The following is a 24,440-nucleotide window of genomic DNA, read 5'->3' on the forward strand; positions in this document are numbered from 1 at the left end:
GCGGCCGACCACGCCTCATCGCTCAGGCCGTCCGCAGCTCGTCCACCGCCGTGCTCACCCGAAGGAAGAGCAGGCCGACGCCGACCGTCACCAGCACCGCCGCCAGGGCGCCGGCGCCGAGCCAGGCCAGCTGTTCCAGGGGTACGCCGATCGCCCTTTCCACCCCGGCGGTCTGCACGATGCGCGTGTACTGGTCGCGGGTGGCCGGATCGTCGCAGAGCGCGGCCGTGGCGTCGCACACCGTCGTCGACGACCCGTTCGTGGAGATGTTCTGGAAGAGCCCCCGGCCGAGCAGCAAGCCCACGGTGAGCGCCAGCAGGATCGCCGGCACGGCCGGGGTGAGCGCCTGCCAGGCCACCGAGCCGCTCAACGTGCTGCGGGGCACGCCGGTGGCGACCAGCGCGGCGTAGGCGCGTCGGCGGGCGACGATCCCCTCGACCAGCGCGACGATCAGGCCACCCGCCGCGATCAGCACCGCCACGGCCACTGCGGCGTCGACCAGATCCATCGTCGACAGGTAGAAGGGGTTGCTGCCCGCGTCCACCCCGGCGAGCCGGTTCTGCTCCCGTTCCACCTCGTCCCGCGCGACGAAGTAGGCGCGCTGCGCCGCCGCGCCGGCACCGAAGATCACGGCGGCCAGCAACGCGGCGAACGTCCGGCTGCCCGCCCACGGGTCGGCCATCAGCCGGCCCGCCGCGAGCAGCGCCGACGCACCGCGAGCGTGCCGGTGCAGCAACCGTCCGCAGGTGTGTGAGATCCAGCCGGTGCCGATGACCACCCCGATCATCGCGGTGAGCCCACCCACCAGGAACAGCAGCGGCACCAGCCAGCCCAGCACTACCTCGTTCCCGTCGAACCGGTACACCACCGGGCGTACGCCGACGAAGGAGGCCAGGCCCACGCCGATCAGCAGCCCGGCCCAAGGGCGTGGACCCCGCTCGCGGGCGGCCTTGCGACTGACCCCGAGCGGGCTGGTGGTGACCGTCCGCAACATCAGGGCGGTGGCCAGCGCCGCGACCACCGGCAGACCCAGCACCACCGCGACCAGCGCGCCGGCCGACGGCAGCACGTCGGTGGGCAGGGCCAGCCGACCCTGCTCGTCCGGCCGGTGCAGCAGCTCACGGCCGGCCAGGTAGACGCCCAGCCCGGCGAGGGTGCCGAGCAGGCTGGCCAGGCCGGTCTCCAGCACCGCCAGACGGGTGACCTGACCGGGGGTGGCGCCGGCCAACCGGAGCGCGGCGAGTCGCCGGTCCCGGGCCGGCGCTCCGAGCCGGGCGCACTGGCCGGCCAGCGCCAGCACCGGGACGGCCAGCATCAGCAACGCGAACGCCGTCCCCCCGCGCAGCCCCGGCTCACGCAGCAGCGCGTTGCGGTACTGCTCGGACTCCGCCCAGGCGTCACCGGCCGGTTTCTGAATGGCCAGCACGGTGAGCGCCGCCAGCCCGGCCAGCGCCGCCAGCAGGGCACTGAGCGCGGTCAGCACCACCCGCGCCGTGTCGGTCCGGTTACCGGCCAGCGCGAGCCGCACCAGCGTCGCCGGCCTCACCGGGAGCCGCCCGCCAACGGCACGTCGAGCCCCAGGCCGCTGTGGTCCACCAGGCCGTCGCGCAGCACGATCTCCCGATCGGCGTATGCGGCGATCCGGGGCTCGTGGGTGACCAGCACGACGGACGTGCGCTGCTCGCGGGCGAGCCGAACCAGTTGGGTGAGCACCTGCTCGCCGGTGAGCGTGTCCAGCGCGCCGGTCGGCTCGTCGGCGAAGAGCACCCACGGTTCGGTGACGAGTGCCCGGGCCGTGGCGCACCGCTGCTGCTGACCGCCGGACATCTCACCCGGCCGGAGGTCGGCCAGGTCGGCCACCCCGAACCGTTCCAGCCAGGTGAGGGCCGCCGTCCGTGCCTCTCGCCGCCCCGTGCCGGCGAGGAGCAGGGGCAGGGCCACGTTCTCGGCCGCGGTCAGCTCGGCGACCAACTGCCCGAACTGGAACAGCACGCCGAACTCGGTGCGCCGCAGCCGGGACCGGGCCGCCTCCGACCAGGTGTCGATCCGGTGGCCGCGCCAGGTGACCTCGCCCGCGTCGGGCCGGAGGATCCCGGCCAGGCAGTGCAGCAGGGTCGACTTGCCGCAGCCGCTCGGGCCGGTGACCGCGACGATCTCGCCCTCGGCCACGTCGAGCGTCACACCGCGCAGGGCGGGCGTCGGACCGTACGCCCGAACCACGCCGCGAGCCTGGAGTTGCGTCACGCGTGCACCTCCCGGTGCCAGTCGGCGACCCGGCCCAGGGTGGTGTGCAGCCACCGCAGGTCCGCGTCGAGATGGGCGATCGCGAAGTCGGCCGCGACCACGTCGTTGAGGGTGGCGGCCGGGTCGGTCTTGACCGCCGTCAGCTCCCGCAGCCGTGCGGTGTGCGCCGCGCGCTGGGCCACCAGGTACGACCGGGCCCGGTCGACGTCGGCGACCAGCAGCGCCACCACGACCTTGGCGAAGAGCGTGCTGGCCACGTACGGCATCGGTGGTTCCACCGTGGACAGCCAGTGGTCCAGCGTGGACCGGCCTTCGTCGGTCAGTTCGTACGCCGTGCGGTCCGGTCCGGAGGCGCGGTCCTGACCCGCGGTGGCCACCAGGCCGTCCCGTTCCAGCCGGCCGAGGGTGGCGTAGACCTGCCCGAAGGCCAGCGGCCGAGCCCGCGGCAACCGCTGGTCATGCGCACGCTTGAGCTCATATCCGTGCCGGCTGCCCCCAGCGAGCAACCCGAGCAGCACGTGCGGCGTGGACACCCGGCCCACTATTCACCCAGCGAATACCCACGTCAACCACCCACGCCTCCCCCTCCCCGACTTCTCCCGACCTTGATCCCCGGTGATCAAGAGGTTTGGGCCAGATCTGGCCCCGCTGATGACGCAAACCTCCTGATCACCGGGGCGAAAGGGGGGTGGGGGGTCAGGGGGTTTGGGGCCAGGTGGGGGTACGGCCGGTCTGGGTCAGGAGGTGGTCCAGGTCGGCCGCTGCGGAGGTGGGTGGGGTCGGGGTGGGGTCGGCGAAGACGCCCATCTTGCGGGCGGTCGGGCCCAACTGCTCGACCAGGGCGTGCAGCTCGGTCACCGCCTCCGGGGCCGGCTGGTAGGGCTGGCCGGTCGCCACGGCGAGATCCCAGCCGTGCACGGTCAGGTCCAGCAGCGCCATGCCGCCGACGACGGTCTGCGGCAGGCCCATGCCCGGCGAGACGCCCTCCAGCGTGGACGGGTCCGACCAGGCGGCGATCAGGCGGTCGGTCTCGACCGCGAACCGGTCCCGCCAGCCGTCGTCCAGGTGATCGGGTTTCTCGGCCCACTCCACCGGCCTCTTCTCGGCCAGGTGCTGGAAGTTCACCACCACCTCGAACAGGTGGTTGAGCAGATCACGGACCACGTAGTCGCGGCACGGGGTGGACAGGTCGAGCTGGTCGTCGGCGATGCCGCGTACCACGGCGACGGTTCGCGGCGCGGCAGCCGCCAGCAGATCGCTAGTCTGAGTGGCCATATGGCCAGCGTATGAGGGTGGTCTTGAAGAAATGCGACAGCTACCGCGCGGCGACAGCCGGGGCATTCTCGACCCGGCGCGGTTGCTGCGCGAGGTCCGCTTCCGGCGGCACCTGCCGGCCGAACCGCTGCGCGGATGGGTCGAGCACTACTGGTTGATCGACTGGACGTTGAGCGCGCCGTTCGAGCAACGGATCGTGCCGCACCCGGCGGTGAACGTCGTGTTCCGCAGCGACGCCGCCAGTGACCGCGACGGCGACGCGGCGGAGGCTGGCGAGGTGGCCGGGGTGGGCCGCGACCTGTTCCGGATCACCCTCACCGGCACCGGCCGGGTCTGCGGGATCCAGTTCCGCCCCGGTGGCTTCCACCCGTTCTGGCGTCGGTCGGTGGCCGAGTTGACCGGACGTCGACTGGCACTGCCCGCCGGCCGACTGACCCGTCCCGCCCCTCCCGTCTGCGCGGGCAGCGACAGCGACCGCTGTCGCGCGCTCGACGCGGCGCTCACCGCGTGGGCGCCCGACCCGGACCCGGCCGCGGCGGAGGCCGTCCGGCTGGCCGAGTCCATCCGGACCGACCGGACGGTGCTGCGCGTCGACGACTTCGCCGCGCGGCACGACGTTCCGGTCCGCCGGCTGCAACGGCTCTTCACCGAGTACGTGGGGGTCGGCCCGAAGTGGGTGATCCGGCGCTACCGCCTCCAGGAGGCCGTCGAGCGGGCCGCCGGAGCTCCGCTCGACTGGGCGGGCCTCGCCGCCACCCTCGGCTACAGCGACCAGGCCCACCTGGTCCGCGACTTCACCGCCGTCGCCGGAGTGTCACCCGCCGCGTACGCCCGCTCGGTGCACTGAGCCGCACCGCACCAACGAGCACCGGGCAGCCCTTACGGTGCCGCCGCGCTCAGCGACGGCGCAGGACGACCACGGCGACGTCGTCCTGGATCTTGGATGGGGCCAGTTCCACCAGCAGGCGGGCGCAGAACTCGTCCAGGTTCTCGTCCACGGTGGCGGCCACCGCGGCGAGCGCGGCCAGCCCCTCGTCGATGGTGGCGTCCCGGCGCTCGATCAACCCGTCGGTGTAGAACACCAGCGTGGCGCCGGCCGGCAGGACGAACTCCAGGTCGGCCGGGCGGGGCGCGCGAACGCCGAGCAGTGGCGCCGAGTGCTGCACGAACTCGACAGTGCCGTCCTGGTGGAGCAGCGGTGGCAGGTGGCCGGCGCTGGCCAGCCGGACCCGCCCGGTCGGCGGGTGCAGCAGCAGGACGCAGAGCGTGGCCAGCTCGTTCGGCAGCAGGGTCCGCATCAGCTCGTTGACCCGGTGCAGGATCTCGCCGGGCTGGTGCCCCTCGACGGCGTACGCCCGCACCGCGTGCCGCAGCTCGGCCATCACGGTGGCCGCGTGCAGGGAGTGGCCCGCCACGTCGCCGATCGCCAGCAGGAGGTGCCCGTCGAGCATCACCAGCTCGTAGAAGTCACCGCCCACCTCGGTCTGCGCGCTGGCGGGCTCGTAGCGCACCGCGAAATCGAGTCCGGCCACCCTGGGCAGGCTGCGCGGGAGCAGGCTGCGCTGAAGCGTGACGGCGATCCGGTGCTCCTCGTCGAAGGAACGCTGGGCCTCGACCGCCGCGGCCACGGCCTGGGCGAGCTGCACGAGCACCGGCGTCCGGGCGGTCTGGGTGGCGGTGGGGACCACCACGTACAGCGGTGCCCGATCCTCGCGCAGTCGAGCCGCGGCCACCGTCACCGAGTCGTCCGCCGGCCAGGTGAGCAGCTCCCAGTTCGCCGGGGCCTCCACCTTGACCGTGGCGCCGGTGGGCACCCCGGTGTCGTCGACGACCCACGGCACGATGGCGGCATCGGCGCCGGGGCCGGGGCAGATGCCGGCGAGGCAGTCACCGTCGAACGTCTCGGCGATCACGGCGGCGGGGCTCTTGAAGATCTGCGCGGCCCCCTCCGCCGCGACCTCCAGCAGCCGTGCGAAGGTCGACGCGGCGTGCACCGCGACGGTGGTGTCGGCGAGGCCGAGCAGCCGCTCGGCGAGCAGTTCGGCACGCTTGCGGGCCTGGTAGTAGCGCAGGACCGCCCGGCTGGTGGCGATCAGCTCCTCCGGCTCGATCGGCTCGGCCAGGTAGGCGTCCGCACCGCGGGTGAGCCCCTGGGCCCGGTCGGCGACGTCCACGGCGTGCGCGGAGACGTGGATCACCGGCAACACCGGGTGTGCCGCCTTGATCCGTTCGCAGACCTCGTAGCCGCTCAGGTCGGGCAGCCGGACGTCGAGCACCACCAGGTCGATCCGGTCCGTGTCGACCCGGGCCAGCGCCTCGGCGCCGTTCTCTGCTTCGAGGACTGTGTACCCGGCTCGGGTCAGCCAGCTGACCAGCAGGTAGCGCTTGGTACGACTGTCATCGACCACCAGGACGATCGCCGGGCCGCCGTCCACCGTCACGCTCCGCCTGTGGGCAGGGAGACGGTGAACGTGCTGCCCCGGCCCGGCTCGCTGGCCAGCTCCAGGGTGCCCCCGAGCAGGGTCACCAGCCGCCGGGCGTACGGCAGGCCGAGGCCGGTGCCGCCGACCCTTGTCGCGCCCGGCACCTGGTAGAACTCCTCGAAGATCCGATCGTGCAGCTCGGGCGCGATGCCCGGCCCGGTGTCACTGACCTGGAAGTTCCACCGGTCGTCCCGACGCCAGGCGCGCAGCCGCACCTCGCCGCGCTCGGTGAACTTCAACCCGTTGTGCAGCAGGTTGCGCAGCACCTGGCCGAGCAGCACCTCGTCGGTGCGGAGCACGGCCGGCGCGGTCGGCTCCTCCACGGTGAGCTCCACTCCCGGCCGGGTGGCCAGCGCCCGCATGGTGCCGCGCAGCTGACCGAAGACCGGGCGCAGATCCACGTCCGCCCAGTCCGGCTCGATACGGCCCGACTCGGCCTTGGCGAGGTCCAGCAGTTCGTTGACCAGCCCGAGCAGGTCCTCCGCCGACGAGCGGATGAGGCCCACCTGGCGGGCCTGCTCGGCGGTGAGCGGGTCGGAGGAGGAGTCGGCGAGCAGCCGCCCCAACCCGATGATCGCGGTGACGGGGGCGCGCAGCTCGTGGCTCACGTTCGCCAGGAAGCGGCTCTTCGACTCGCTCGCGGCCCGCAGTTGCGCCGACTTCTCGTCCAGCTCGGCGTAGAGGGCGACGACGCCCCGGTTGGTCTCCTCCAGCTCCTCGGTGAGCTGGTTGTAGAGCGCCAGCACACCGCGGTTGGTCTCGGCCAGCTCCTCGTTCAGCACAGCCAGCTCGTCGCGCTGGCTGCGTACCTCGTCGAGTGCCGCGATGAGCTGGCTGTTCTGCACGGTCAGCTCATCCAGCGCGCTGGCCGGGGCGGTGCGGCCCAGCTCCGCACGGAACTCGGCCAGCCGCTCCGGAGTCGGCGTCGGCGCGTTGGCCGGGACTCTTCGGGACATCCGTACGACCGTAACCCCCTCGACGGTCAACACGCTGAGTGTGTCGACCAGTCGGGACACCGCGCCCGACTGCGGCTCGTACCGGCCGTTGGGCAGCGGGGCCACCGGGGCCAGGTCGGCGCGGAGGTGAAACCGGCCGTCCGATCCCGCGTCGATGTGGAACGCGACGTCCGCGCCGCCGGTCACGCGCAGCAGATCCCGGGCGACCTCGCTGAGCGCGGTGGCGATCCGGACCTGGTCCTGGTGTTCGAGGCCCACCACGTTGGCCACCTCGCGGCCACGCTGGCGGATGGCGAAGATGTCCTGCTCGACCCGCAGCGCCATCTGCAGCAGCGGCGGCGCGGCCGGCTCCGCGCTCATGTCCAGGACCTCGCGACCAGAACGCAGGCGTCGTCGCGCCGCACACCGGCGTCGCGCAGCAGGGTCGCCGCCATCACGAGCGGGGACCGTTCGGCGAGACCCGGGTAGTCGGTCAACCGCCAGCGGTCGACCACGCCGTCGCTGTGCATCACCAGCCGGGCGCCCGGCCCGAACGGGTAGTCGTAGCCCCGGACCGTCGGTCGCTGGTGCCCGGCGATGCCGGGCAGCGACACCAGTCCCCGGCGCTGGCCGTCGCCCTCGACGATCACGCCGGCGATGTTGCCCAGCCCGGCGTAGTGCAGCACGCCGGCCGTCAGCTCGGCGACCGCGAGCGCGGCGCCGCGGGTGTGCGACATGCTCCGGTGCAGGTGACTGACCACCGCTGCCGGTGGGCTGGCCGGGGCGTCGCGGAAGGCCGCGAGCGCGGCCTCGGTGGCGGCGGCGGCCAGCGGCCCGTGCCCCAGCCCGTCGCTGACCAGCACCTGGTGCCGGCCGTCGGCGAGCCGGACGGCGTACCCGTCGCCGCTGACCGTCTCGCCGGTGATCGGCCGGGTGAGGGCGCCGGCCCAGGACGGTTGGGCCGGTTCGGCCGGCCAGACCTGCACGGCGAGGACGGTGCCCTGACCGGGCAGGGAGTATCCGTCGAACCAGCTCGCCTGTCGCGCGATGGCGCCCAGGCCGATCCCGAGCGTGCCGGTGGTGGAGTGCCCGTCGCGGGACGAGACGGCGAGGTCGGCCACGCCGGGCCCGGAGTCGATGGCCACCAGCTCCACGCCGGCCTGCCCGGCGCGGCGGACCGGCCGGAGCAGCAGGACACCGTTGTCGGCGTGCTTGACGAGGTTGCTGGTCAACTCGGCGGCGACGATGGCCAGATCGGCGATGCGCGCCGCACCCATCTCGATCTGCTCGCCGAGGCGTTCCGCGGCGCGTCGTACGGCGCTGGCGGTGCTGCCGGCCTCCACCCGGAACCAGATGCCGCTGTCGGTGACCGGGTCCCCGTTCACCGCGACCACTTGGTGACCGTGATGCGCGTGCCGGTCTCCGCCGACGTGTCGATCTCGAACTCGTCGACCAGTCGGCGGGACCCACTGAGCCCGAGGCCGAGGCCGCCGCCGGTGGTGTAGCCGTCGGTCAGGGCCAGGTCGAGGTCGGCGATGCCGGGGCCGGAGTCGGCGAAGACGATCCGGACGCCCTTGCGGCGACCGTTCTCCACGGTCGTCACCTCCACGGTGCCGCCGCCGCCGTACACCAGGGTGTTGCGGGCCAGCTCGCTCGCCGCGGTGACCACCTTGGTCTGATCGACGAGCGACAGCTTGACGGCGACCGCCACCGTGCGGACCAGTTGCCGGACGCGGACCACGTCCTCATCGCTGCGGACCGACTGCGCCTGCGGCTGGCCCAGGTCGACGCCCGCGGTCACGACGTGGCCGTCTCGGCGTCCGGATCGTCGTCGAGCTGGTGGTCGAGCTCGTCGGCGCGGGCCGCCGCGATCAGCTCCATGCCGCGTTCGACGTTCAGCGCGGTACGGATGCCGTTCAGCGACAGCCCCAGTTCGACAAGGGTGATGGCGACGGCGGGTCGCATGCCGACCACCACCGTCTCCGCGTCGAGGACCTTCGAGATCGACGCGATGGTGGAGAGCATCCGCCCGACGAACGAGTCGACGATGTCCAGCGCCGTGATGTCGATGATGACGCCGTGGCAGCCGGTGGCCACGATCCGCTCGGCGAGGTCCTCCTGGAGCTGGACGGCCGTCTGGTCGGACATGTCGAGCTGGATCGAGACGAGCAGGATGTCACCGATCTTGAGGATCGGTACGCGCTCCATCAGACGTCCCGGCGTGGTTGGCGACGGGCGGTCTCCACCCCGGTGAGCCGCAGCACGTGCCGCAGCGCGTCGGCCAGGCTCGCCTTGGTGGCGATGTCGCCGAACTCGATGCCGAGCGCCACGATCGTCTGCGCGATCTGCGGACGGATGCCGGAGATGATGCAGTCGGCGCCCATCAGCCGGGCGGCCACCACGGTCTTCAGGATGTGCTGGGCGACCTGGGTGTCCACGGCGGGGACGCCGGTGATGTCGATGATCGCGTACGGGGAGCCGGTGTCGACCAGGGTCTGCAGCAGCCGCTCCATGACCACCTGGGCACGGGCCGAGTCCAGGGTGCCGACCAGCGGGACGGCGACCACGCCCTCCCAGAGCTTGACCACCGGCGTGGAGAGTTCGAGCAGCTGCTCGGCCTGGTCGGCGATCAGGCTCTCGCGGGTGCGCACGAAGCTCTCGAAGGTGAACAGCCCCAGCTCGTCGACCAGCTTGGAGAAGGCGACGTAGTCGTGCAGCGCGTTGGCGGCGCCGGACTCCTGCACCAGGTCGGCCAGCACGTCCTTGAGCGCGAAGACGCTGATCGTCGTCTCGGTGGCGGAGAAGCCCTGTCGGGCCCTGCCCCGGGACAGCTCGGACAGCGTGGCGCGCAGTTCCGCGGCGTGCTCGGCGGACAGGTCGATCGTGCCCTGCTCACCGGCGCCGACGATGGCACGGTGCAGATCCTCGACCTGCCGGCGCAGCTCGGCGTGACTCAGCCGACCCCGCAGCGAACCGGCAACGATATCGGTCCACCGCTGCGTGACCTGCTCGGCATGTCCGCCCAGCAGCGCGGCGAGCCGACCACTTTCCTCGGCGTTCAACGCCATCGTGACACCCCCTCGACCTGGACCGGGCGGACTCTATCACCGGGGTCTGCGCAACTACTTGCTCCGTAGCAATGGAATGATGATGGCCACCGGATGCCGCCTCCCGTCCTGCGTCGGATCACGGTCGTGGGATACCGTTTCCCCGATAACAGGAGGTCTGGCGAATGTCCCTGACGGTGCACACGGAACAACGCGGCGACGTGGTCGTCGTGTCGGTCGCGGGCGAGCTGGACATGGCAACCGCACCGCAGTTGCAGGATCAGATCACCGACCTGCTCGACAAGGGCCGCAACCGGCTGGTGTTCGACCTGGCGGACGTCTCGTTCTGCGACTCGACCGGCCTGTCCGTGTTCGTTCGCGCCAAGAACAGCTGTGACGAGGCCGGCGGTGTGGTGCGGTTGGCCGCTCCGCAGCGCGGGGTGCTGCGCATCCTTGAGGTGAGCGGGCTCGTCGAGGTGCTGCACACCTACCCGACGGTGGATGAGGCCGTCGCCGGCGAACCCACCCCGGCGTCCTCCTGATCGCTGTTGCGACCTACTCGTCCTCGACGTAACGGGGACGGGCGATCGCCATGCCCGCAGTCGTCTGGACGGCGAGTGCGGCCAGCAGGAACCCGATCGGCGCCGTCCAGCCGCCGGTGACCTCGTAGAGGATGCCGACCATCAGCGGGCCGAGGGCGGCGATCACGTACCCGGTGCTCTGCGCGAACGCGGAGAGCGCGACGGTTCCCTCGGCGGTGCGCGCGCGCAGGCCGATCGTGGTGAGGATCATCGGGAACGCGCCCTGGCCGATCGCCAGCAGGGCCACCCAGAGCAGCGCGGCGCCGTGCGGGGCCAGTGCCAGCCCCAGGTAGGCCAGCGCCGAGGCGGCGGTCAGGCCGAGCACCAGCGGACGCAGGGTGGCGAGCCGACCGGCGAGGGTGGGCATCAGCAGCGCGATCGGCACGCCGAGCGCGGTCACCCCGGCGAGCAGCAGCCCGGCCGACTCCGGCCGGTAGCCGGCATCGCGGAAGAGCTGGGCCAGCCAGCCCATGATCGCGTACCCGCTGAGCGACTGCGCCCCGAAGTAGACCGCCATGGCCCAGCCCAGCCGGGTCCGCGCCGGCCGGACCCGCGTCGGCGCGGCGACGGGCGCCGTCGGGGTCGCGCGCCGCGCGCCCGCCCGGGTCCGCAGCGCCAGCGGCACCCACGGGAGTACGGCCACCGCGGCCAGCACGGCCCAGACGCCCAGCCCGGCCCGCCAGGAGCCGAAGGCGTGCGCGATCGGCACCGCGCTGGCCGCGGCCACCGTGGTGCCCACTGTCAACGCCATGGTGTACGCCCCGGTGACGAGGCCGGTCCGGTGGCCGAAATGCTGCTTGACGAGCATCGGCAGCAGGATGTTCGCGACCGCGATGCCGGCCAGGGCCAGCGCGCTGGTGAACACGAAGATCCAGGCCGAGTCGGTGGCCACCCGGAGCACCTGACCGGCGGTCAGGGCGATCATGGCGACCACCAGCACCCGGGCCGGCGCCACCCGGCGGACCAGCCACGGGGTGAGCGCGCCGAGGCCGGCGAACGCGATTGTCGGCAGGGTGGTGACCAGACCGGCCATGGTGCCGGAGAGCCCCAGCCCGTCGCGGATCTCGTCGAGCAGGGCGCCGAGGCTGGTGACGGCGGCGCGCAGGTTGAGCGCGACCAGCAGCATCCCGACCAGCACGAGCGCGCCACCGGTCGCCGGGTGCGGCCGCCGGCCCGCGGAGTCGCGCGTCGGGCGGGTGTCGACGGCGGCGGGAGCGGGCGGGGCCGGAGCGGCGATGGGTGGCGGGGTCATGACCTCTAACCTACAATCATGGGATGAATTTAGGGCCGGTGATGTAACCAGTGCCACCGTCGGTCGATTCCCCCTCCGCGCCGCCGACGCCGCCTCGCGACCAGCCCACCGTGCCGCCCCGCGGCCACCGCGTCCGGCAGACCATCGAGCAGCTCCGGGCCCGGATCCTGGGCGGCGAGTGGCCGATCGGCGGGCGCATCCCCACCGAGCCACAGCTGGTCGCCGCGCTGGGCGTCGGGCGCAACACGGTCCGCGAGGCCGTCCGCGCCCTCGTGCACGCCGGGGTGCTGGAGTGCCGGCAGGGCTCCGGCACGTACGTGGTGTCCACCGACGAGCTGGCGCCGGTGGTGGCCCGCCGGCTGGGCGACGACCGGATGACCGAGGTCATCGAGGTTCGGCGCGCGTTCGAGGTGGAGGCCGCCCGGCTCGCCGCGTTGAGGCGTACACCGGAGGACCTGGTGGCGCTCGACGGCGCGCTCGCCGAGCGCGAGGCCGCCTGGCGCGGCGGCCGGGTCGACGCGTTCGTCGAGGCCGACGCGGCCCTGCACGTCGCGGTGGTCGCCGCCGCGCACAACACCATGCTCGCCGAGCTGTACGCCTCGGTCGGCGCGGCCCTGCGCAGCACCGTCGCCCAGGCGATGGGAGGCGCGCTCACGCCCGAGCGCTACGTCGACCACACCCGGCTGGTCGAGGCGATCCGGGCCGGCGACGCGGGCCGGGCGGCGATCGAAGCCGGCGCTTTTCTGGAGCCCGCCCCCGGGGCATAGGTTGTGCCGGACGGAAAACCGGACACCTCGGGAGTACGGATGCTCAAGGGCTTCAAAGATTTCATCATGCGCGGCAACGTCGTCGATCTGGCGGTCGGTATCGTCATCGGCGCCGCCTTCACGGGCGTGGTCACCCAGCTCACCAAGTCGTTCCTCGAACCACTGATCAAGGCTCTCGGCGGCGGCAGTGGCCTGTCGGCCGGGAGGTGGAAGCTCAGCGAGGGCAACTACGTGGACTGGGCCGCGTTCATCAACGCGGTGATCACCTTCCTGCTCACCGCGGCGGTGCTCTACTTCTTCGTGGTCTACCCGATGAACAAGCTGGCCGAGCGGCGCAAGCGGGGCGAGGAGCCGCCGCCCTCCGCGCCCAGCGAGGAGGTCAAGCTGCTCACCGAGATCCGGGACGCGCTCGTCTCCGCCGGCCACACCACCCCCGGCCAGCAGCGCGGGGCGCTGGACGACGTGCTGGGCCGCCGCACCGAACCGCCGGCGCCGCGCTGACCCGAACGGATGCACATCGGCCCCTGCGGGAATCCCGCAGGGGCCGCACCTTCTCGTACGTGTGTTCGATAGAGTCCCGCCATGGAGCAGCGAAAGCACTGGTGGAACGGGAAATGGGGGCGGCTGGCCCGGCGGGACGTCTTCCTGCGGGTGGACGCCGACCGCTGGCACGTCGAGCAGCGGGCCGGCGGCGCCGAGGGCATTTCCCGGTTCTACGAGTACGGCAGCGCGGACGAGGCCGACGAGACGGTCCGGGCGCTGCTCGACGGCTCGGACACCTGGCGGGAACTGTCCCCGCGCCCACCGGGCAGCTGGACGCTCCCGAACAGCTGAGCGGGCGGGCGTGCGCTCCGAGCGGTGCGCGGGTGGCGCGGGTGCGCGGTGGACCGCTCGCATCGGGGTCTGTCGCCCGCCACCGTTGCGCAGAGTCTCGGAGGCGGTATGCCTTCGACGGTTATGACTCTGAGGCATAAACATGCCGCAGAGTCATAACGCTCTCCGGACCTCTCGCCTCCGCGGCAGCCACCAGCAGGCCGACGAACCCGCGCGCTGGCGGACGAGCGGGCCGGCCCGTGGCGGGCGGGCTCGCGGGCTGGGCGCCGACGGCGTTTAGTGGCGCGCCACCCCGGGAACCGCTGAGGGATGGACCAGCAGGACGAGCAGCAGGCGACCATCTCGCGGATCACCACCGGGATGCCGGTGATCGACTCCGCCGGCACCGAGGTCGGCACCGTGGACCTCGTCCAGCGGGGCGACCCCAACGCGGTGACCGTGCAGACACCGACCGCCGACCCGGGCAGCAGCCTGGACGAGCTGATCGAGGCGACGGCGGTCGAGGAGCCGGACGTTCCGGCCGACCTGGCGGCACGGCTGCTGCACACCGGCTACCTGAAGGTGTCCACCGACTCGGCCGTCGGCGCCGTCTACGTGCCGGCCGACCGGATCGCCGCCGTCGCGGAGGGCCGGGTACGCCTCACGGTCGGCGTGGCCGACCTGCCGCCCGAGGAGTGACCGCCGGGTCAGTGATGTTGCGGCGTCCGGTCGGCGGGGATTGCAGCACTTCGCTGATCCGGTGTTGATCTGCCCGGGGAGGGCGGGACGGGCGCGGCTGGGCGGCGGTGGAAGAGCAGCAGCATCAGGCAGCCGGCGACCAGCCCCCAGAACGCACCGCCCACGCCGATCAGCGTCACCCCGGAGGCGGTCACCACGAAGGTGACCACGGCGGCCTCCCTGGTCGCCGGGTCGGTCACCGCGGCGGCGAGCGCGGTGGCGAGCGCACCCAGCAGGGCCAGGCCGGCGACCGCCTCGATGAGGATCGGCGGCGCGACCGCGACCAGGGCCGTGGCCACGCCGGCACCCAGCCCGAGCAGGGCCAGGCCGAGCCCGGCGGTGACCGAGGCGACCCACCGACGCTCCGGATCCGGATGGGCGTCGGGGCCGGCAGCCAGCGCGGCGGTGATCGCCGCGAGGTTCACCGCGTGCCCGCCGGCCGGGGCGGCCAGCAGGCTGGCCAGACCCGTGGCCCGCAGCGCCGCCCCGAACGGCGGCCGGTAGCCGTAGCCGACCAGCACCGCCATGCCGGGCACGTTCTGCGCCGCCATCGTGACCAGGAACAGCGGGAGGGCGAGCCCGACCAGAGCGGACGCGTTCCAGGCGGGCGCGGTCAGGACGAGCGACGGGGTCAGCGGGGCGCCGCTCAGCCCGGCCGGCGGCGCGGTCAGCGCGATCGCCACCACCGCCACCAGCAGCGCGCCGGGCACGGCCCAGCGGCGGGCGAACCGGTGCAGCAGCAGCCAGCCGAGCACCACCGGGCCGGCCACCCGGGGCAGCTCGACGAGCGCGCGGACCGGGGCGGTGCACAGGGGCAGCAGCACTCCGGCGAGCATCGCGCCGGCCACCGGCTTGGGGATCGCGGCCACCGCCCGGCCCAGCGGTGGGAAGAGCCCGGCCACGACGATCAGCGCCCCGGAGACGAGGAAGGCGCCCACCGCTACCGGCCAACCGCCCGTCGGCGGCCCGGTCGCCACCAACAGCGCCGCGCCCGGCGTCGACCAGGCCACGCTCATCGGGATCCGGTGCCGCCAGCCCAGCCAGGCGGCGGCGAGCCCGCACGCCACGCAGAGAGCGAGCAGGCCGGAGGCGGCCTGCGCGTCCGACGCACCCGCCGCGCGGAGCCCGGCCAGCACTACGGTGAACGAGCTGGCGAAGCCCACCAGCGCGGTCACGACGCCGGCCAGCACCGGTTGCGCCCGTCCCGCCATCCCGACCCCCCAAGCGTTCCGTTTACGGAACGACAGCGTGTAGCACGATAGCCGGGTGCCGCAGCCACCACCAGCCAGCCGTCCGGGCCTCGACGTGGAGCCCGCCGTCGTCGGCCGGCGGGTCCGTGCCCTGCGGGAGGAGCGGGGGATCTCGCTGTCCACACTGGCGCGGCTCGCCAGCGTCGGAAAAGCCACCCTCTCCGGCCTGGAGAACGGCACCCGCAACCCGACGCTGGAGACCCTCTGGGCGGTCACCGCGCAGCTCGGCGTGCCGCTCACCGCGCTGCTGGCCGAGCCGGCCGCCGAGCCCACCGTGCACGGCAGGGCGGTCACCGCCACCCTGCTGGAGGTGTTCGACGACACCGACGCGACCTACGAGCTGTACCGGATGCGCGTCGCGCCCGGCATCGTGCAGATCTCCCCCGCCCATCAACCGGGCGTCACCGAACACGTCACCGTGTTCGCCGGCGTACTGCGGGCCGGCCCGGCCGACGCGCCGCTGACCGCCCCGGCCGGCGGTCACCTGCGCTGGGTCTCCGACGTGCCGCACAGCTACGCGGCAGTGGGCGACGACGAGGTCGCCGCGAGCCTGCTGTTGCGCTATCCGCGCCGCTGAACCCGACTCAGTCCACCGGGGCGGGCACCGGCAGTCGGTGCCGGACCGCCCAGAGCGCCACCTCGGTACGCGACGCCGAGCCGGTCTTGCGCAGCAGGTTCGACACGTGCACGGTGACCGTACGCACCGAGATGCCGAGCGCCTTCGCCACCTGCTTGTTGGACATCCCGGCGACCAGGCAGCCCAGCACCTCGACCTCGCGAGCGGTCAACTCCGGATCGAGCGGCACGTCGACGACCGGATCGGCCGCCGACGCCGGAGCAGGCGGCGCGGTCGGCTGACGCGGGCCGGGCAGCCGCCGCAGCAACGCCTCCGGCCCCTCCGACGCGTGCGCGGCCAGCAGTTCGGTCAGCGCGTACGGGTTGCCGCCGGTGCACCGCCAGAGGGAGGTGACCAGCCGGCCGGACGGGGTGCTGCCCGCGTACACCTGGGTCAGCACCTCGGCGACCTCGGCCGGGCGCAGCGGGCCAAGATGTTGGCGGACGGCGCCGCGCACGCCGCTGAGGCGGGCCAGCGCGCGGCGGGTGAGGTCCGGCGCCACCGCGTCGGCCGGCGGTCGACTGGCCACCACCAGCAGGGCGGGCAGGGCGGCGACGGTGGCCAACTCGCCGACCAGGTTGACGCTGGCCGGGTCGAGCGCGTGCAGATCGTCCACCACCAGCACGGCCGGGCCGGCGCCGACCAGCAACTGGACGGTCCGCACGGCGAGGCGGAGCAGGGTGCCCGGCGCGTACCGCTCGCGGGGTGCGGTGGGCTGCTGGGCCAACCAGGCCAGCGCGTCCGACGGCAGGCCGAGCCGGCTGGTGTCCCGACCGGTGAGCACCGCCGCCAGCCAGTCGTACGGGGCCGGGCCGTGCACCCGAGCGGCACCGGAGAGGACCAGCGCGGGACGCGGCGCGAAGGCGTCCACGGCGGCCGCTACCAGCAGACTCTTGCCCACCCCCGCCGCTCCGGTGAGCACCGCGACGGCGGGCGCCGAGCGGCGTACGGCCGTCACGGCGGACCATGCCCGGTCGAGCTCGGCGAGCTCGCCGGCGCGTCCGACCATGGACACCGGCATCATTTCTCAACCCTACGCAGTAGTGCGTAGAGACGAAGGCAGGGTGTTCTTGGCAAGCTGACACCATGACGCTGATCCTCCGCTCGGTCATCCTCAACGACATCGGCCTGGTCCGCACCAACAACGAGGACTCCGCCCTCGCCGGTGACCGCCTGATCGCCGTCGCCGACGGCATGGGCGGGCTGCCCGCGGGCGAGGTGGCGAGCGAGATCGTGATCCGGATCCTGGACGAGCTGGCCCCGCCCACCGACCCGGACGGGGCCGCCGACGCCCTCCGTGCCGTGGTCAGCACCGCCAACCAGCGCATCCACGCCGCGATCACCGTCGACCCGGCCCGCGAGGGGATGGGCACCACGCTCACCGCCGCGCTGCTGGCCGGCGAGACGCTGGTGCTGGCCCAGGTCGGCGACTCCCGCTGCTACCTGCTGCGCGACGGGGAGCTGACCCAGCTCACCCGGGACGACACGTTCGTGCAGGCGCTGGTCGACCAGGGCACGCTCTCCCCCGAGCAGGCCCGGCACCACCCGCAGCGGTCCCTGGTGACCCGGGCCGTGCAGGGCGCCGACACCCCGCCGGCCGTCGGCGTGCTCACCGTGGTCCCCGGCGACCGGCTGCTGCTGTGCAGCGACGGGCTCTCCGACTACGTCGAGGACGAGGCCATCGCGACGACGCTGGGCATGTACGCCGACCGCCAGCAGTGCGGCGAGCAGTTGGTGAAACTCGCCCACCACGCCGGCGCCCCGGACAACGTCACCGTCGTCGTCTCCGACGTCACGACCCGCTGACCCACGCGGGCTGCTCGGCGGTCCCCGGGACCGGCCGCGCGGGTTCCGCCGGAGCCACTAGATAGTTGTGCCATCTAGCTGACACCGCTAGTGTCCGGCGGGTGGAATCGGACCGGCGCGGGCAGTGGCTGCGGGGGGTGCTCGACATCTGCGTACTGGCCCTGCTGGCCGAACGCGAGTCCTACGGCTACCAGCTCGCCCAGGCGCTCGACGCGGCGGGCGTCGGGCCGATCCAGGGCGGCACGCTCTATCCCGTCCTGCTGCGCCTGCAGAAGACCGGACTGGTGACCGCGCAGTGGCGGGAGGGCACCGCCGGGCCGGCCCGCAAGTACTACCGGCTCACCGACGACGGGCACACCGCGCTGCGCCAGGGCGGCGCCGCCTGGCTCACCTTCGTCCGGCCGGTGAACGACATCGTCACGAAGGGGGTCGCCCGGTGAACTCCGACGACTGGCTACGCGCGCTCACGGCCGAACTGCACCAGCGCCGGGTCGCGGCGGACGCCGCCCGGCACGTGGTCGCCGAGGCCGCCACACACCTGCGCGAGGGGGGCGGGGACCCCTGGGTCGTCTTCGGCCCGCCCCAGCACTACGCGAACGCGATCGTCGAGAGCATCGGTACCGCCCCCGGGCCACGGCCCGGGCCGGTGCGGCTGCACGCGAGGGGCATCACCAAACGGTACGGCCGACAGACCGTGCTGCGCGACGCGACACTTACCGTCCGGGCCGGACAGATCGCCGCAGTCGTCGGCGCGAACGGCTGCGGCAAGAGCACCTTCCTGCGGATCTGCGCCGGGCTGATCTCACCCGACAGCGGCGAGGTGACGGTCTCCGGGCGGCTCGGCTACTGCCCCCAGTCCGGTGGCACCGCCGACTTCCTGCTGCCCGACGAGCACTTCGTCCTGGTCGGCGCCGGCCAGGGCGTCGCCAGAGGGCCGGCCCGTCGCGCCGGCCGGGCGGCGGCCCGACAGCTTGGCTGGGAGGCGGGCGGCGCCGTGCAGGCCCGGCATCTCTCCGGCGGTACCCGTCAGAAGCTCAACCTGACGATGTCCGCGCTCAGCAACCCGGACGTGCTGCTGCTCGACGAGCCGTACCAGGGCTTCGACCAGGGCACCTACGTCAACTTCTGGGACCAGCTCAGCGCGCTGCGCGACGCGGGCACGGCGATCGTCGTGGTGACCCACCTGCTCAACCAACTCGACCGGGTGGACACCGTGCTCGACCTGACCCCGGCACACCAGTCCGGGCGGGTCGCGCCCGGCGTCCAGGGAGGCCACCCGTGAACCGGCTCGTCACCGTCGCCGAGATGACCCTGCGGGAACTGCTGCGGCGCCGAGGCGTACTCCTGCTGTTGTTGTTGATGCCGTTGACCTTCTACCTGATCCGACGGGACGCCTACCTCGGGCAGTCGGTCCGCTCGCTGCTGCTCGGCGTGGGCTGGGCGGTAAGCACCGCCGCGCTGTTCGCCACCACCGCCGCGCGGGAGCTGGAGCCGAGGCTGCGGCTGGCCGGCTACCGGCCGCATCACCTCTATCTGGGTCGGATGCTCGGCCTGTGGGCGGTCGGCCTGGTCATCTCCGTGCCGTTCTTCCTGCTCCCCATGATCGACGGCGCCGATCTGCGGTACGGCGGTCTGGCCGCGGCGCTGCTCTGCTCCGTCGGGGTGGCCGCGCCGTTCGGGATGCTGATCGGCGCGCTGTTGCCCCGCGAACTTGAGGGGACGCTCCTGCTGCTCACCGTGGTGACGGTGCAGATGCTTATCGACCCGGCCGGATCGGGGGCGAAGTTGACGCCGTTCTGGTCGAGCCGGGAGATCGCCACCTGGTCGGTGGACCACACCGACGACGGTTACCTCGCCCGGGGAGTGCTGCACGGCATCGTCGTCACCACTCTGCTCGCCCTCGGTGTGGCCTCCGTGGCCACCGTCCGGCTGCGCCGCCGTCGACACCTGCGGCACCTGCCCGTCGGCTGACGGGCGGCGGCACAGCGGGTCGGGCCGCGGTCGCCCACGGATCGGGCCAATCCGGTTGCTGTCACCTGGCCGGCGGGTTGAGATGGGCGGATGACCATCCGACGGGTGACCGCCGACGAACGTCTCACCACGAGTTTCCCGCTGGCCGCGTACGCCTTCGAGGCATCGCCGCTCAGTGCCGCCCGGGTGGAGGAGTTCCGCGACTACCTGCCCTACAACGAGGGCAACCGGACGCTGATCGTCGAGGAGGACGGCACCACGCTGGCCGCCGTCTCGGCCATCGGCATGCGGCAGAACCTGCGCGGGGTGGTGCTGCCGATGGCCGGTGTCGCCGGGGTGGCCACCCATCCGCTGGCCCGCCGGCAGGGGCACGTCCGCAGGCTCCTGCACCAGCTCCTCGACGAGATGCGCGACGAGGGGCACGTGCTCAGCGCGCTCTACCCGTTCCGGCCCAGCTTCTACGCGCGCTTCGGCTACGTGGGGCTGCCCAAGCCGCGTACGGTCGCCTTCTCCCCGGCCGACCTGGGCTCACTCGTACGCGCCGAGCTGCCCGGCGAGGTGGGCTGGGAGCGGATCGCCGCCGGTTATCCCGCGTGGCGGGCGTTCACCGAGCGCTGCCTGCAGACCCGGCACGGCTTCTCGGTGTTCCCGGACCACCGGGCGGCCGGCCTGCGTGACCGGGACGAGTACTGGCTGGTCACCGCCCGGGTGGCCGGTGAGGTCACCGGCGCTGTCACGTATCGGATCGACGACCACGGCGGCACGCTGATCGGCAACGAGCTGCTGGTCGTCGACCCCCTCGCCCGTACGCTGCTGTTGCAGTTCTTCGCCCGGCACGTCGACCAGGTCGGGCGCGTCACCGTCCAGGTCCCGCCGGACGAGTTGCCGGAGCTGTGGCTGACCGACCTGGACGTGCACGTCGAGGCGCGGGCGGGCCGGCCGGGCTCGTCGGCACCGATGGCCCGGCTGCTGTCGCTGGACGCGCTGCACGGGCTGCCCGCCGGCCCGGGCCGGGTCCGGATCGAACTGACCGGGGACCGGTGGCTGGCCGGCACCCATCTGCTCGACGGTACGACCGGCGCGCTGGAACTGGTCTCCGACGACGACGGCCGCACGCCGACGGCCACGCTGACGGCGGCCGGGCTGTCCGCCCTGGCGTACGGGGTGCTGGACCCGGCCGAGCTGCCGTTGCGAGGGCTCGGCGACGTGCCGGCCGACGCCGCCACCGAGCTGCGCGACATCTTCGGGCGCCGGGTGCCGTACCTCTTCGCCGACTTCTGAGCGCGGTTTGCCGACCTCGGTCCGGCGGGTACGGTCCCCGGAATGCCGGAGTGGTTGCAGGCGGGTGGTTGGGGATTGCTGGCCGGGTCGGCCCTGCTGATCGGGGCGGTGGTCGGCTTCTTCGCCCGGGTGCCGCAGCGGATCACCGCGTCGATCATGGCGTTCGGCGCGGGGGTGCTGCTCTCCGCCGTCTCGTACGAGCTGATCGCGGTGGCCCACGAGCAGGGCGGGATGCTGCCCACCGTGCTCGGCGCGGCCGGTGGCGCGGTCGTCTACACCCTGGCCAATGTGGGCCTCGCCCGACACGGCGCGCGAAACCGCAAGCGCTCGGGCGACCAGCAGCCCTCCGAGGGCGAGCAGCCCGGCTCGGGGTCGGCGATCGCGGTCGGGGCGCTGCTGGACGGCGTACCGGAATCGGTCGTGATCGGCGCCAGCCTGCTCAGCGGCGGCGCGGTCAGCCTGGTCACCGTGGCGGCGGTGTTCCTCAGCAACGTCCCGGAGGGGCTGTCCAGCGCGGCCGGCATGCGTCAGGCGGGTCGCACCCGGCGGTACGTCTTCCTGCTGTGGACCGGGATCGCGCTGATCAGCGGTGTGGCCGCGCTGCTCGGCAACACCCTGCTGGGCGGCGCACCGCCGGAGGTGCTGGCCGCCATCACCGCGCTGGCCGCCGGCGCGATCCTCGCCATGATCACCGACACGATGGTCCCGGAGGCGTTCGAGAGCGCCCACCTGTTGGTCGGCCTCATCACGGTCGCCGGCTTCCTGACCGCGTTCGCCCTGTCCCACGCCTGAACGCGCCGGGTCTTCGGGGCCGGCTCGGCTGTCGCGCCACGCGACGTGGCTTAGCGGCGCATTAAGCCGGCACGGCGGATTCGTCGCGACGCCGTCGGGGCTCCTAGCATCATCCGGTGCGCATGACGTCGCTTGCCGCTCTGCTCGTCCTCGGTGTCGCCACCGTGACCCTGCCCGCCTGCGGGTCCACCGATCCGGCTCCGGCCGGCGCGTCGGCCACCCCGCAGGCCACGCCGGACACCCCCTCGACGGGCGACCAGGGTGTCGCACCGGCGGGCCGGGACGGTCTCGGCGGCCCCGGGGCCAGCGCGAGCCCGAAGCCGACCACCTCGGCCGCCAAGGCGCTCGCGGCTGGCAACCCGAACGGCCACGCCACCGTGCCGACCGAGGCGCGCGCGGTGGACACGTCGAAGCCGACCCGCACCATCGGCACCGGCACGCCGGCGAGCTGCACCTCGGCGGCGGTGGTGAAGGCTGTGGCCGCCGGGGGCGTCATCACGTTCAACTGTGGACCGGCCCCGGTGACGATCAAGATGGCCGCCACCGCGAAGGTCCGCAACGCCAACGGGCCGAAGATCGTGCTGGACGGCGGCGGCAGGGTGACGCTGAGCGGCCAGGGGCAGCGCCGCATCCTCTACATGAACACCTGCGACGAGGCCCAGGGCTTCACCACCTCGCACTGCCAGAACCAGGACCACCCGCAGCTCACCGTGCAGAACCTGACCTTCGCCGACGGCAACTCCACCGGCGACCGGACCGAGGGCGGCGGCGGGGGCGCGATCTTCGTCCGCGGCGGGCGGCTCAAGGTGGTCAACTCACGCTTCGTCGACAACCGCTGCGACCGCACCGGCCCCGACCTGGGTGGCGCGGCCGTCCGGGTGCTCAGCCAGTACGACAACAAGCCGGTGTACGTCGTGAGCAGCACCTTCGACGGCGGTTCCTGCTCGAACGGAGGGGCGCTGAGCAGCATCGGCGTGTCCTGGGTGGTGCTCAACAGCCTGCTGCGGAACAACGAGGCGATCGGCAGCGGCGCCAACCCGGCCAAGTCGGGTACGCCCGGCGGCGGCAGCGGCGGCGCGATCTACTGCGACGGCAATGAGTTCACCGTACGGATCGCCGGCACGATCATCGAGAACAACAAGGCCAACGAGGGCGGCGGCGCGATCTTCTTCGTCAGCAACAACCGCACCGGCACGATGAAGATCGAAAACTCGACGCTGCGCCGCAATCCCAGCGGCAAGTTCGAGACCCCCGGCTACCGCGGCATCTTCTTCCTGGGCGCCCGCAACCCCGAGGTGATCGGCCCCAAGCCCGCCTGACCCCCGGTTGGTGGTGCCTGCGGCCTGATCGCCTGCCGGCTGCCGGCCTGCCGGCCTGCCGGAGGTGATCAAGAGGTTCGGGTCACCGAGGCCGGGTTTTCTGACCCAAAGCTCTTGATCACCGCGTCAGTAGGGGTTCTTTTCGCCTGGCGGGTGGGCGCGCAGGAGGCCGGCGGGGCGGCCGGGCAGGGTGCGCGCCGCGGAGAGCGGCGGGCTGGCCGTGTGCTCGCCACCGGCCATGCCGGCGAACAGCTCCTTGAGCGCGGTCAGAGCATCGATCTTGGGTACCCAACCCAGCTCGGTCTCGGCCCGTTCGCTGGACATCAGCGGCGCGTTCAGGCCCAACTCGACCCAGCCCGCGTCCACCGGCTGCAACCGCGCCCGCCAGGTCAGGGTCGCCGCCACCCGCAGCACCGGAGCGGCGACCGGCACCGTCCAGCCGTGGAAGTGCCGAGCCACCAGCTCCGGGGTCAGCACCGGGTCCGCAGCGACGTTGAACGCGCCGCGCGCATCACCCAGAACCGCCCTGGCGTACGCGTCAGCCACATCGTCGGCGTGGACCGCCTGCATCCGCAGCCGTCGGTTGGTCGGCACCAGCGGTATCCGGCCGAAGCGCAGCAGTCGCACCGGTGCCAGCGGGCCGAGAAAATAGCGGGTGATCTCCGTACCGGCGTCCCGCTGGAAGATCAGACCGGGCCGCAGCCGAACCACCCGCAGCGTCGGGTGCTCTCGCTCCAGCCCGTCCAGCAGCGCCTCGACCTCGGCCTTGTGCTCGCTGTACGACGAGCCGGGGACCCCGGTGGCTGGCCACCGCTCGCTGATCGGGTGGTCCTTCGGGCCGGGCGCGTACGTGCCGACCGACGAGGCGTACACCAGGGTGGGCACCCCGGCCCGCGCCACCGCCTCGAACACCGCCCGGCTGCCGTCGACGTTCGTCCGGCGCAGCACCCGCTGGTCGTGACTGGGTTGGATCTGCCAGGCCAGGTGCACCACCGCGTCCGCTCCCGCGAACACCTCGGCGAGCTGGCCCGCCGCGCCCGGCGCACCGATGTCGCAGGAGTGCCACTCCACCTGGTCGTACGGCGTACCGGCATCCGGGCCGGGCAGTCGGCGAGCCACCCCGGCCAGCTCCACGCCGCGCTCCCGGCGCAGCCGTCGCAGCAGCGCCGTACCGACGTTGCCGCTCGCCCCCACCACCACGATCCGCATGCCCGACCCCGTACCCGTCCAGCAGCCGGTCAACCGCCCCGCGCGCCGCGCCCTTGATCAA

General features: G+C 73.2%; 28 protein-coding genes. 14 read left to right on the top strand and 14 right to left on the bottom strand.

Features of this window, described 5'->3' with window-relative positions; translation table 11 throughout:
* Window positions 1-22: 22 nt before the first annotated feature.
* The 4 genes from OG505_RS25550 to OG505_RS25565 form a co-directional block, all read right to left on the bottom strand.
* Window positions 23-1,546: an FtsX-like permease family protein gene (locus tag OG505_RS25550; RefSeq protein WP_405428289.1), complete on the bottom strand. Its 1,524-nt coding sequence runs from the start codon at window positions 1,544-1,546 to the stop codon at window positions 23-25.
* A complete protein-coding gene (locus OG505_RS25555) occupies window positions 1,543-2,244 on the bottom strand; it encodes an ABC transporter ATP-binding protein (RefSeq protein WP_405428291.1) in 702 nt (233 codons plus the stop codon). Before OG505_RS25555 ends, OG505_RS25550 begins: the two co-directional genes overlap by 4 nt.
* Window positions 2,241-2,777, bottom strand: a complete 537-nt coding sequence (locus OG505_RS25560; protein WP_405428293.1) for a PadR family transcriptional regulator — start codon at window positions 2,775-2,777, stop codon at window positions 2,241-2,243. Before OG505_RS25560 ends, OG505_RS25555 begins: the two co-directional genes overlap by 4 nt.
* A gap of 163 nt (window positions 2,778-2,940) precedes the next feature.
* Window positions 2,941-3,519, bottom strand: coding sequence for a TIGR03086 family metal-binding protein (locus tag OG505_RS25565; RefSeq protein ID WP_405428295.1), 579 nt, complete (start codon window positions 3,517-3,519; stop codon window positions 2,941-2,943).
* Between the two features lie 31 nt (window positions 3,520-3,550).
* Here OG505_RS25565 and OG505_RS25570 point away from each other — a divergent pair, with 31 nt between their 5' ends.
* Complete coding sequence (locus OG505_RS25570) at window positions 3,551-4,366, top strand: DUF6597 domain-containing transcriptional factor (protein WP_405428297.1); 816 nt, start codon at window positions 3,551-3,553, stop codon at window positions 4,364-4,366.
* A 49-nt stretch (window positions 4,367-4,415) separates the two neighbouring features.
* Here OG505_RS25570 and OG505_RS25575 read toward each other — a convergent pair whose 3' ends face one another.
* Genes OG505_RS25575 through OG505_RS25600 form a run of 6 tightly spaced genes read right to left on the bottom strand, consistent with a single transcriptional unit; the run spans window position 4,416 to window position 10,005 of the window.
* Entirely contained in the window at window positions 4,416-5,954 is a 1,539-nt protein-coding gene (locus OG505_RS25575) for a SpoIIE family protein phosphatase (protein WP_405434703.1), read from the bottom strand.
* A gap of 2 nt (window positions 5,955-5,956) precedes the next feature.
* Window positions 5,957-7,318, bottom strand: coding sequence for an ATP-binding protein (locus OG505_RS25580; protein ID WP_405428299.1), 1,362 nt, complete (start codon window positions 7,316-7,318; stop codon window positions 5,957-5,959).
* Window positions 7,315-8,322 carry a SpoIIE family protein phosphatase gene (locus OG505_RS25585; RefSeq protein WP_405434705.1) on the bottom strand — a complete coding sequence of 336 codons (1,008 nt, stop codon included), beginning with the start codon at window positions 8,320-8,322 and terminating at the stop codon, window positions 7,315-7,317. Before OG505_RS25585 ends, OG505_RS25580 begins: the two co-directional genes overlap by 4 nt.
* Window positions 8,319-8,738 (bottom strand): ATP-binding protein, encoded by a 420-nt coding sequence (locus OG505_RS25590; protein ID WP_405428301.1) that lies wholly within the window; start codon window positions 8,736-8,738, stop codon window positions 8,319-8,321. Before OG505_RS25590 ends, OG505_RS25585 begins: the two co-directional genes overlap by 4 nt.
* Entirely contained in the window at window positions 8,735-9,145 is a 411-nt protein-coding gene (locus OG505_RS25595) for an STAS domain-containing protein (protein WP_405428303.1), read from the bottom strand. Before OG505_RS25595 ends, OG505_RS25590 begins: the two co-directional genes overlap by 4 nt.
* Complete coding sequence (locus OG505_RS25600; protein ID WP_405428305.1) at window positions 9,145-10,005, bottom strand: STAS domain-containing protein; 861 nt, start codon at window positions 10,003-10,005, stop codon at window positions 9,145-9,147. The genes OG505_RS25595 and OG505_RS25600 overlap by 1 nt, the downstream gene beginning before the upstream one ends.
* Window positions 10,006-10,169: 164 nt before the next feature.
* Here OG505_RS25600 and OG505_RS25605 point away from each other — a divergent pair, with 164 nt between their 5' ends.
* Entirely contained in the window at window positions 10,170-10,526 is a 357-nt protein-coding gene (locus OG505_RS25605; RefSeq protein WP_007454464.1) for an STAS domain-containing protein, read from the top strand.
* 13 nt (window positions 10,527-10,539) lie between these two features.
* On the opposite strand, the gene OG505_RS25610 is transcribed toward OG505_RS25605, so the two are convergent.
* Window positions 10,540-11,817, bottom strand: a complete 1,278-nt coding sequence (locus tag OG505_RS25610) for an MFS transporter (RefSeq protein ID WP_405428307.1) — start codon at window positions 11,815-11,817, stop codon at window positions 10,540-10,542.
* Window positions 11,818-11,927: 110 nt separating this feature from the next.
* On the opposite strand from OG505_RS25610, the gene OG505_RS25615 reads away from it, so the two are divergent.
* The 4 genes from OG505_RS25615 (at window position 11,928) to OG505_RS25630 (ending at window position 14,096) form a co-directional block, all read left to right on the top strand.
* A complete protein-coding gene (locus tag OG505_RS25615) occupies window positions 11,928-12,584 on the top strand; it encodes a FadR/GntR family transcriptional regulator (protein ID WP_405428309.1) in 657 nt (218 codons plus the stop codon).
* Window positions 12,585-12,623: 39 nt separating this feature from the next.
* On the top strand, window positions 12,624-13,085 hold the full coding sequence (gene mscL / locus OG505_RS25620; RefSeq protein WP_405428312.1) for a large conductance mechanosensitive channel protein MscL: 462 nt from the start codon (window positions 12,624-12,626) through the stop codon (window positions 13,083-13,085).
* 81 nt (window positions 13,086-13,166) lie between these two features.
* Window positions 13,167-13,418 carry a hypothetical protein gene (locus OG505_RS25625; RefSeq protein WP_405428314.1) on the top strand — a complete coding sequence of 84 codons (252 nt, stop codon included), beginning with the start codon at window positions 13,167-13,169 and terminating at the stop codon, window positions 13,416-13,418.
* 309 nt (window positions 13,419-13,727) lie between these two features.
* A complete protein-coding gene (locus tag OG505_RS25630; protein ID WP_405428316.1) occupies window positions 13,728-14,096 on the top strand; it encodes a hypothetical protein in 369 nt (122 codons plus the stop codon).
* A gap of 8 nt (window positions 14,097-14,104) precedes the next feature.
* Here the strand turns inward: OG505_RS25630 and OG505_RS25635 are convergent, their stop codons facing one another.
* On the bottom strand, window positions 14,105-15,346 hold the full coding sequence (locus OG505_RS25635) for a benzoate/H(+) symporter BenE family transporter (protein WP_405428318.1): 1,242 nt from the start codon (window positions 15,344-15,346) through the stop codon (window positions 14,105-14,107).
* 55 nt (window positions 15,347-15,401) lie between these two features.
* Between OG505_RS25635 and OG505_RS25640 the strand changes: the two genes are divergently transcribed.
* Window positions 15,402-15,962 (top strand): helix-turn-helix domain-containing protein, encoded by a 561-nt coding sequence (locus tag OG505_RS25640; RefSeq protein WP_405428320.1) that lies wholly within the window; start codon window positions 15,402-15,404, stop codon window positions 15,960-15,962.
* 7 nt (window positions 15,963-15,969) lie between these two features.
* Here the strand turns inward: OG505_RS25640 and OG505_RS25645 are convergent, their stop codons facing one another.
* The gene (locus OG505_RS25645; RefSeq protein ID WP_405428322.1) at window positions 15,970-17,025 is read right to left on the bottom strand and encodes a LuxR C-terminal-related transcriptional regulator; all 1,056 of its coding nucleotides are present in this window, start codon (window positions 17,023-17,025) and stop codon (window positions 15,970-15,972) included.
* Between the two features lie 62 nt (window positions 17,026-17,087).
* On the opposite strand from OG505_RS25645, the gene OG505_RS25650 reads away from it, so the two are divergent.
* From OG505_RS25650 to OG505_RS25680, 7 genes are all read left to right on the top strand, one after another.
* Complete coding sequence (locus OG505_RS25650; protein WP_354853691.1) at window positions 17,088-17,807, top strand: protein phosphatase 2C domain-containing protein; 720 nt, start codon at window positions 17,088-17,090, stop codon at window positions 17,805-17,807.
* A gap of 101 nt (window positions 17,808-17,908) precedes the next feature.
* Complete coding sequence (locus OG505_RS25655; protein WP_234588553.1) at window positions 17,909-18,247, top strand: PadR family transcriptional regulator; 339 nt, start codon at window positions 17,909-17,911, stop codon at window positions 18,245-18,247.
* The gene (locus OG505_RS25660; RefSeq protein WP_405428325.1) at window positions 18,244-19,089 is read left to right on the top strand and encodes an ATP-binding cassette domain-containing protein; all 846 of its coding nucleotides are present in this window, start codon (window positions 18,244-18,246) and stop codon (window positions 19,087-19,089) included. The genes OG505_RS25655 and OG505_RS25660 overlap by 4 nt, the downstream gene beginning before the upstream one ends.
* Window positions 19,086-19,778 (top strand): hypothetical protein, encoded by a 693-nt coding sequence (locus OG505_RS25665; protein ID WP_405428327.1) that lies wholly within the window; start codon window positions 19,086-19,088, stop codon window positions 19,776-19,778. Before OG505_RS25660 ends, OG505_RS25665 begins: the two co-directional genes overlap by 4 nt.
* 90 nt (window positions 19,779-19,868) lie before the next feature.
* Complete coding sequence (gene eis, locus OG505_RS25670; RefSeq protein ID WP_405428329.1) at window positions 19,869-21,059, top strand: enhanced intracellular survival protein Eis; 1,191 nt, start codon at window positions 19,869-19,871, stop codon at window positions 21,057-21,059.
* A 42-nt stretch (window positions 21,060-21,101) separates the two neighbouring features.
* Window positions 21,102-21,851 carry a ZIP family metal transporter gene (locus OG505_RS25675; RefSeq protein WP_405428331.1) on the top strand — a complete coding sequence of 250 codons (750 nt, stop codon included), beginning with the start codon at window positions 21,102-21,104 and terminating at the stop codon, window positions 21,849-21,851.
* A 122-nt stretch (window positions 21,852-21,973) separates the two neighbouring features.
* Window positions 21,974-23,170 carry a hypothetical protein gene (locus tag OG505_RS25680; protein ID WP_405434707.1) on the top strand — a complete coding sequence of 399 codons (1,197 nt, stop codon included), beginning with the start codon at window positions 21,974-21,976 and terminating at the stop codon, window positions 23,168-23,170.
* 126 nt (window positions 23,171-23,296) lie between these two features.
* On the opposite strand, the gene OG505_RS25685 is transcribed toward OG505_RS25680, so the two are convergent.
* Window positions 23,297-24,379: an NAD-dependent epimerase/dehydratase family protein gene (locus OG505_RS25685; RefSeq protein WP_405428333.1), complete on the bottom strand. Its 1,083-nt coding sequence runs from the start codon at window positions 24,377-24,379 to the stop codon at window positions 23,297-23,299.
* Between the last annotated feature and the right edge of the window lie 61 nt (window positions 24,380-24,440).

It is taken from the genome of Micromonospora sp. NBC_00617 (assembly GCF_045161355.1).
Lineage (GTDB): Bacteria > Actinomycetota > Actinomycetes > Mycobacteriales > Micromonosporaceae > Micromonospora.

Coding starts and splice junctions, on each gene's coding strand:
- OG505_RS25605 (WP_007454464.1), top strand. CDS start 10,170: ATGTCCCTGACGGTGCACACGGAACAACGCGGCGACGTGGTCGTCGTG.
- OG505_RS25630 (WP_405428316.1), top strand. CDS start 13,728: ATGGACCAGCAGGACGAGCAGCAGGCGACCATCTCGCGGATCACCACC.
- OG505_RS25680 (WP_405434707.1), top strand. CDS start 21,974: ATGACGTCGCTTGCCGCTCTGCTCGTCCTCGGTGTCGCCACCGTGACC.
- mscL (WP_405428312.1), top strand. CDS start 12,624: ATGCTCAAGGGCTTCAAAGATTTCATCATGCGCGGCAACGTCGTCGAT.
- OG505_RS25600 (WP_405428305.1), bottom strand. CDS start 10,005: ATGGCGTTGAACGCCGAGGAAAGTGGTCGGCTCGCCGCGCTGCTGGGC.
- OG505_RS25685 (WP_405428333.1), bottom strand. CDS start 24,379: ATGCGGATCGTGGTGGTGGGGGCGAGCGGCAACGTCGGTACGGCGCTG.
- eis (WP_405428329.1), top strand. CDS start 19,869: ATGACCATCCGACGGGTGACCGCCGACGAACGTCTCACCACGAGTTTC.
- OG505_RS25570 (WP_405428297.1), top strand. CDS start 3,551: ATGCGACAGCTACCGCGCGGCGACAGCCGGGGCATTCTCGACCCGGCG.
- OG505_RS25625 (WP_405428314.1), top strand. CDS start 13,167: ATGGAGCAGCGAAAGCACTGGTGGAACGGGAAATGGGGGCGGCTGGCC.
- OG505_RS25645 (WP_405428322.1), bottom strand. CDS start 17,025: ATGATGCCGGTGTCCATGGTCGGACGCGCCGGCGAGCTCGCCGAGCTC.
- OG505_RS25675 (WP_405428331.1), top strand. CDS start 21,102: ATGCCGGAGTGGTTGCAGGCGGGTGGTTGGGGATTGCTGGCCGGGTCG.
- OG505_RS25580 (WP_405428299.1), bottom strand. CDS start 7,318: ATGAGCGCGGAGCCGGCCGCGCCGCCGCTGCTGCAGATGGCGCTGCGG.
- OG505_RS25650 (WP_354853691.1), top strand. CDS start 17,088: ATGACGCTGATCCTCCGCTCGGTCATCCTCAACGACATCGGCCTGGTC.
- OG505_RS25610 (WP_405428307.1), bottom strand. CDS start 11,817: ATGACCCCGCCACCCATCGCCGCTCCGGCCCCGCCCGCTCCCGCCGCC.
- OG505_RS25595 (WP_405428303.1), bottom strand. CDS start 9,145: ATGGAGCGCGTACCGATCCTCAAGATCGGTGACATCCTGCTCGTCTCG.
- OG505_RS25635 (WP_405428318.1), bottom strand. CDS start 15,346: ATGGCGGGACGGGCGCAACCGGTGCTGGCCGGCGTCGTGACCGCGCTG.
- OG505_RS25565 (WP_405428295.1), bottom strand. CDS start 3,519: ATGGCCACTCAGACTAGCGATCTGCTGGCGGCTGCCGCGCCGCGAACC.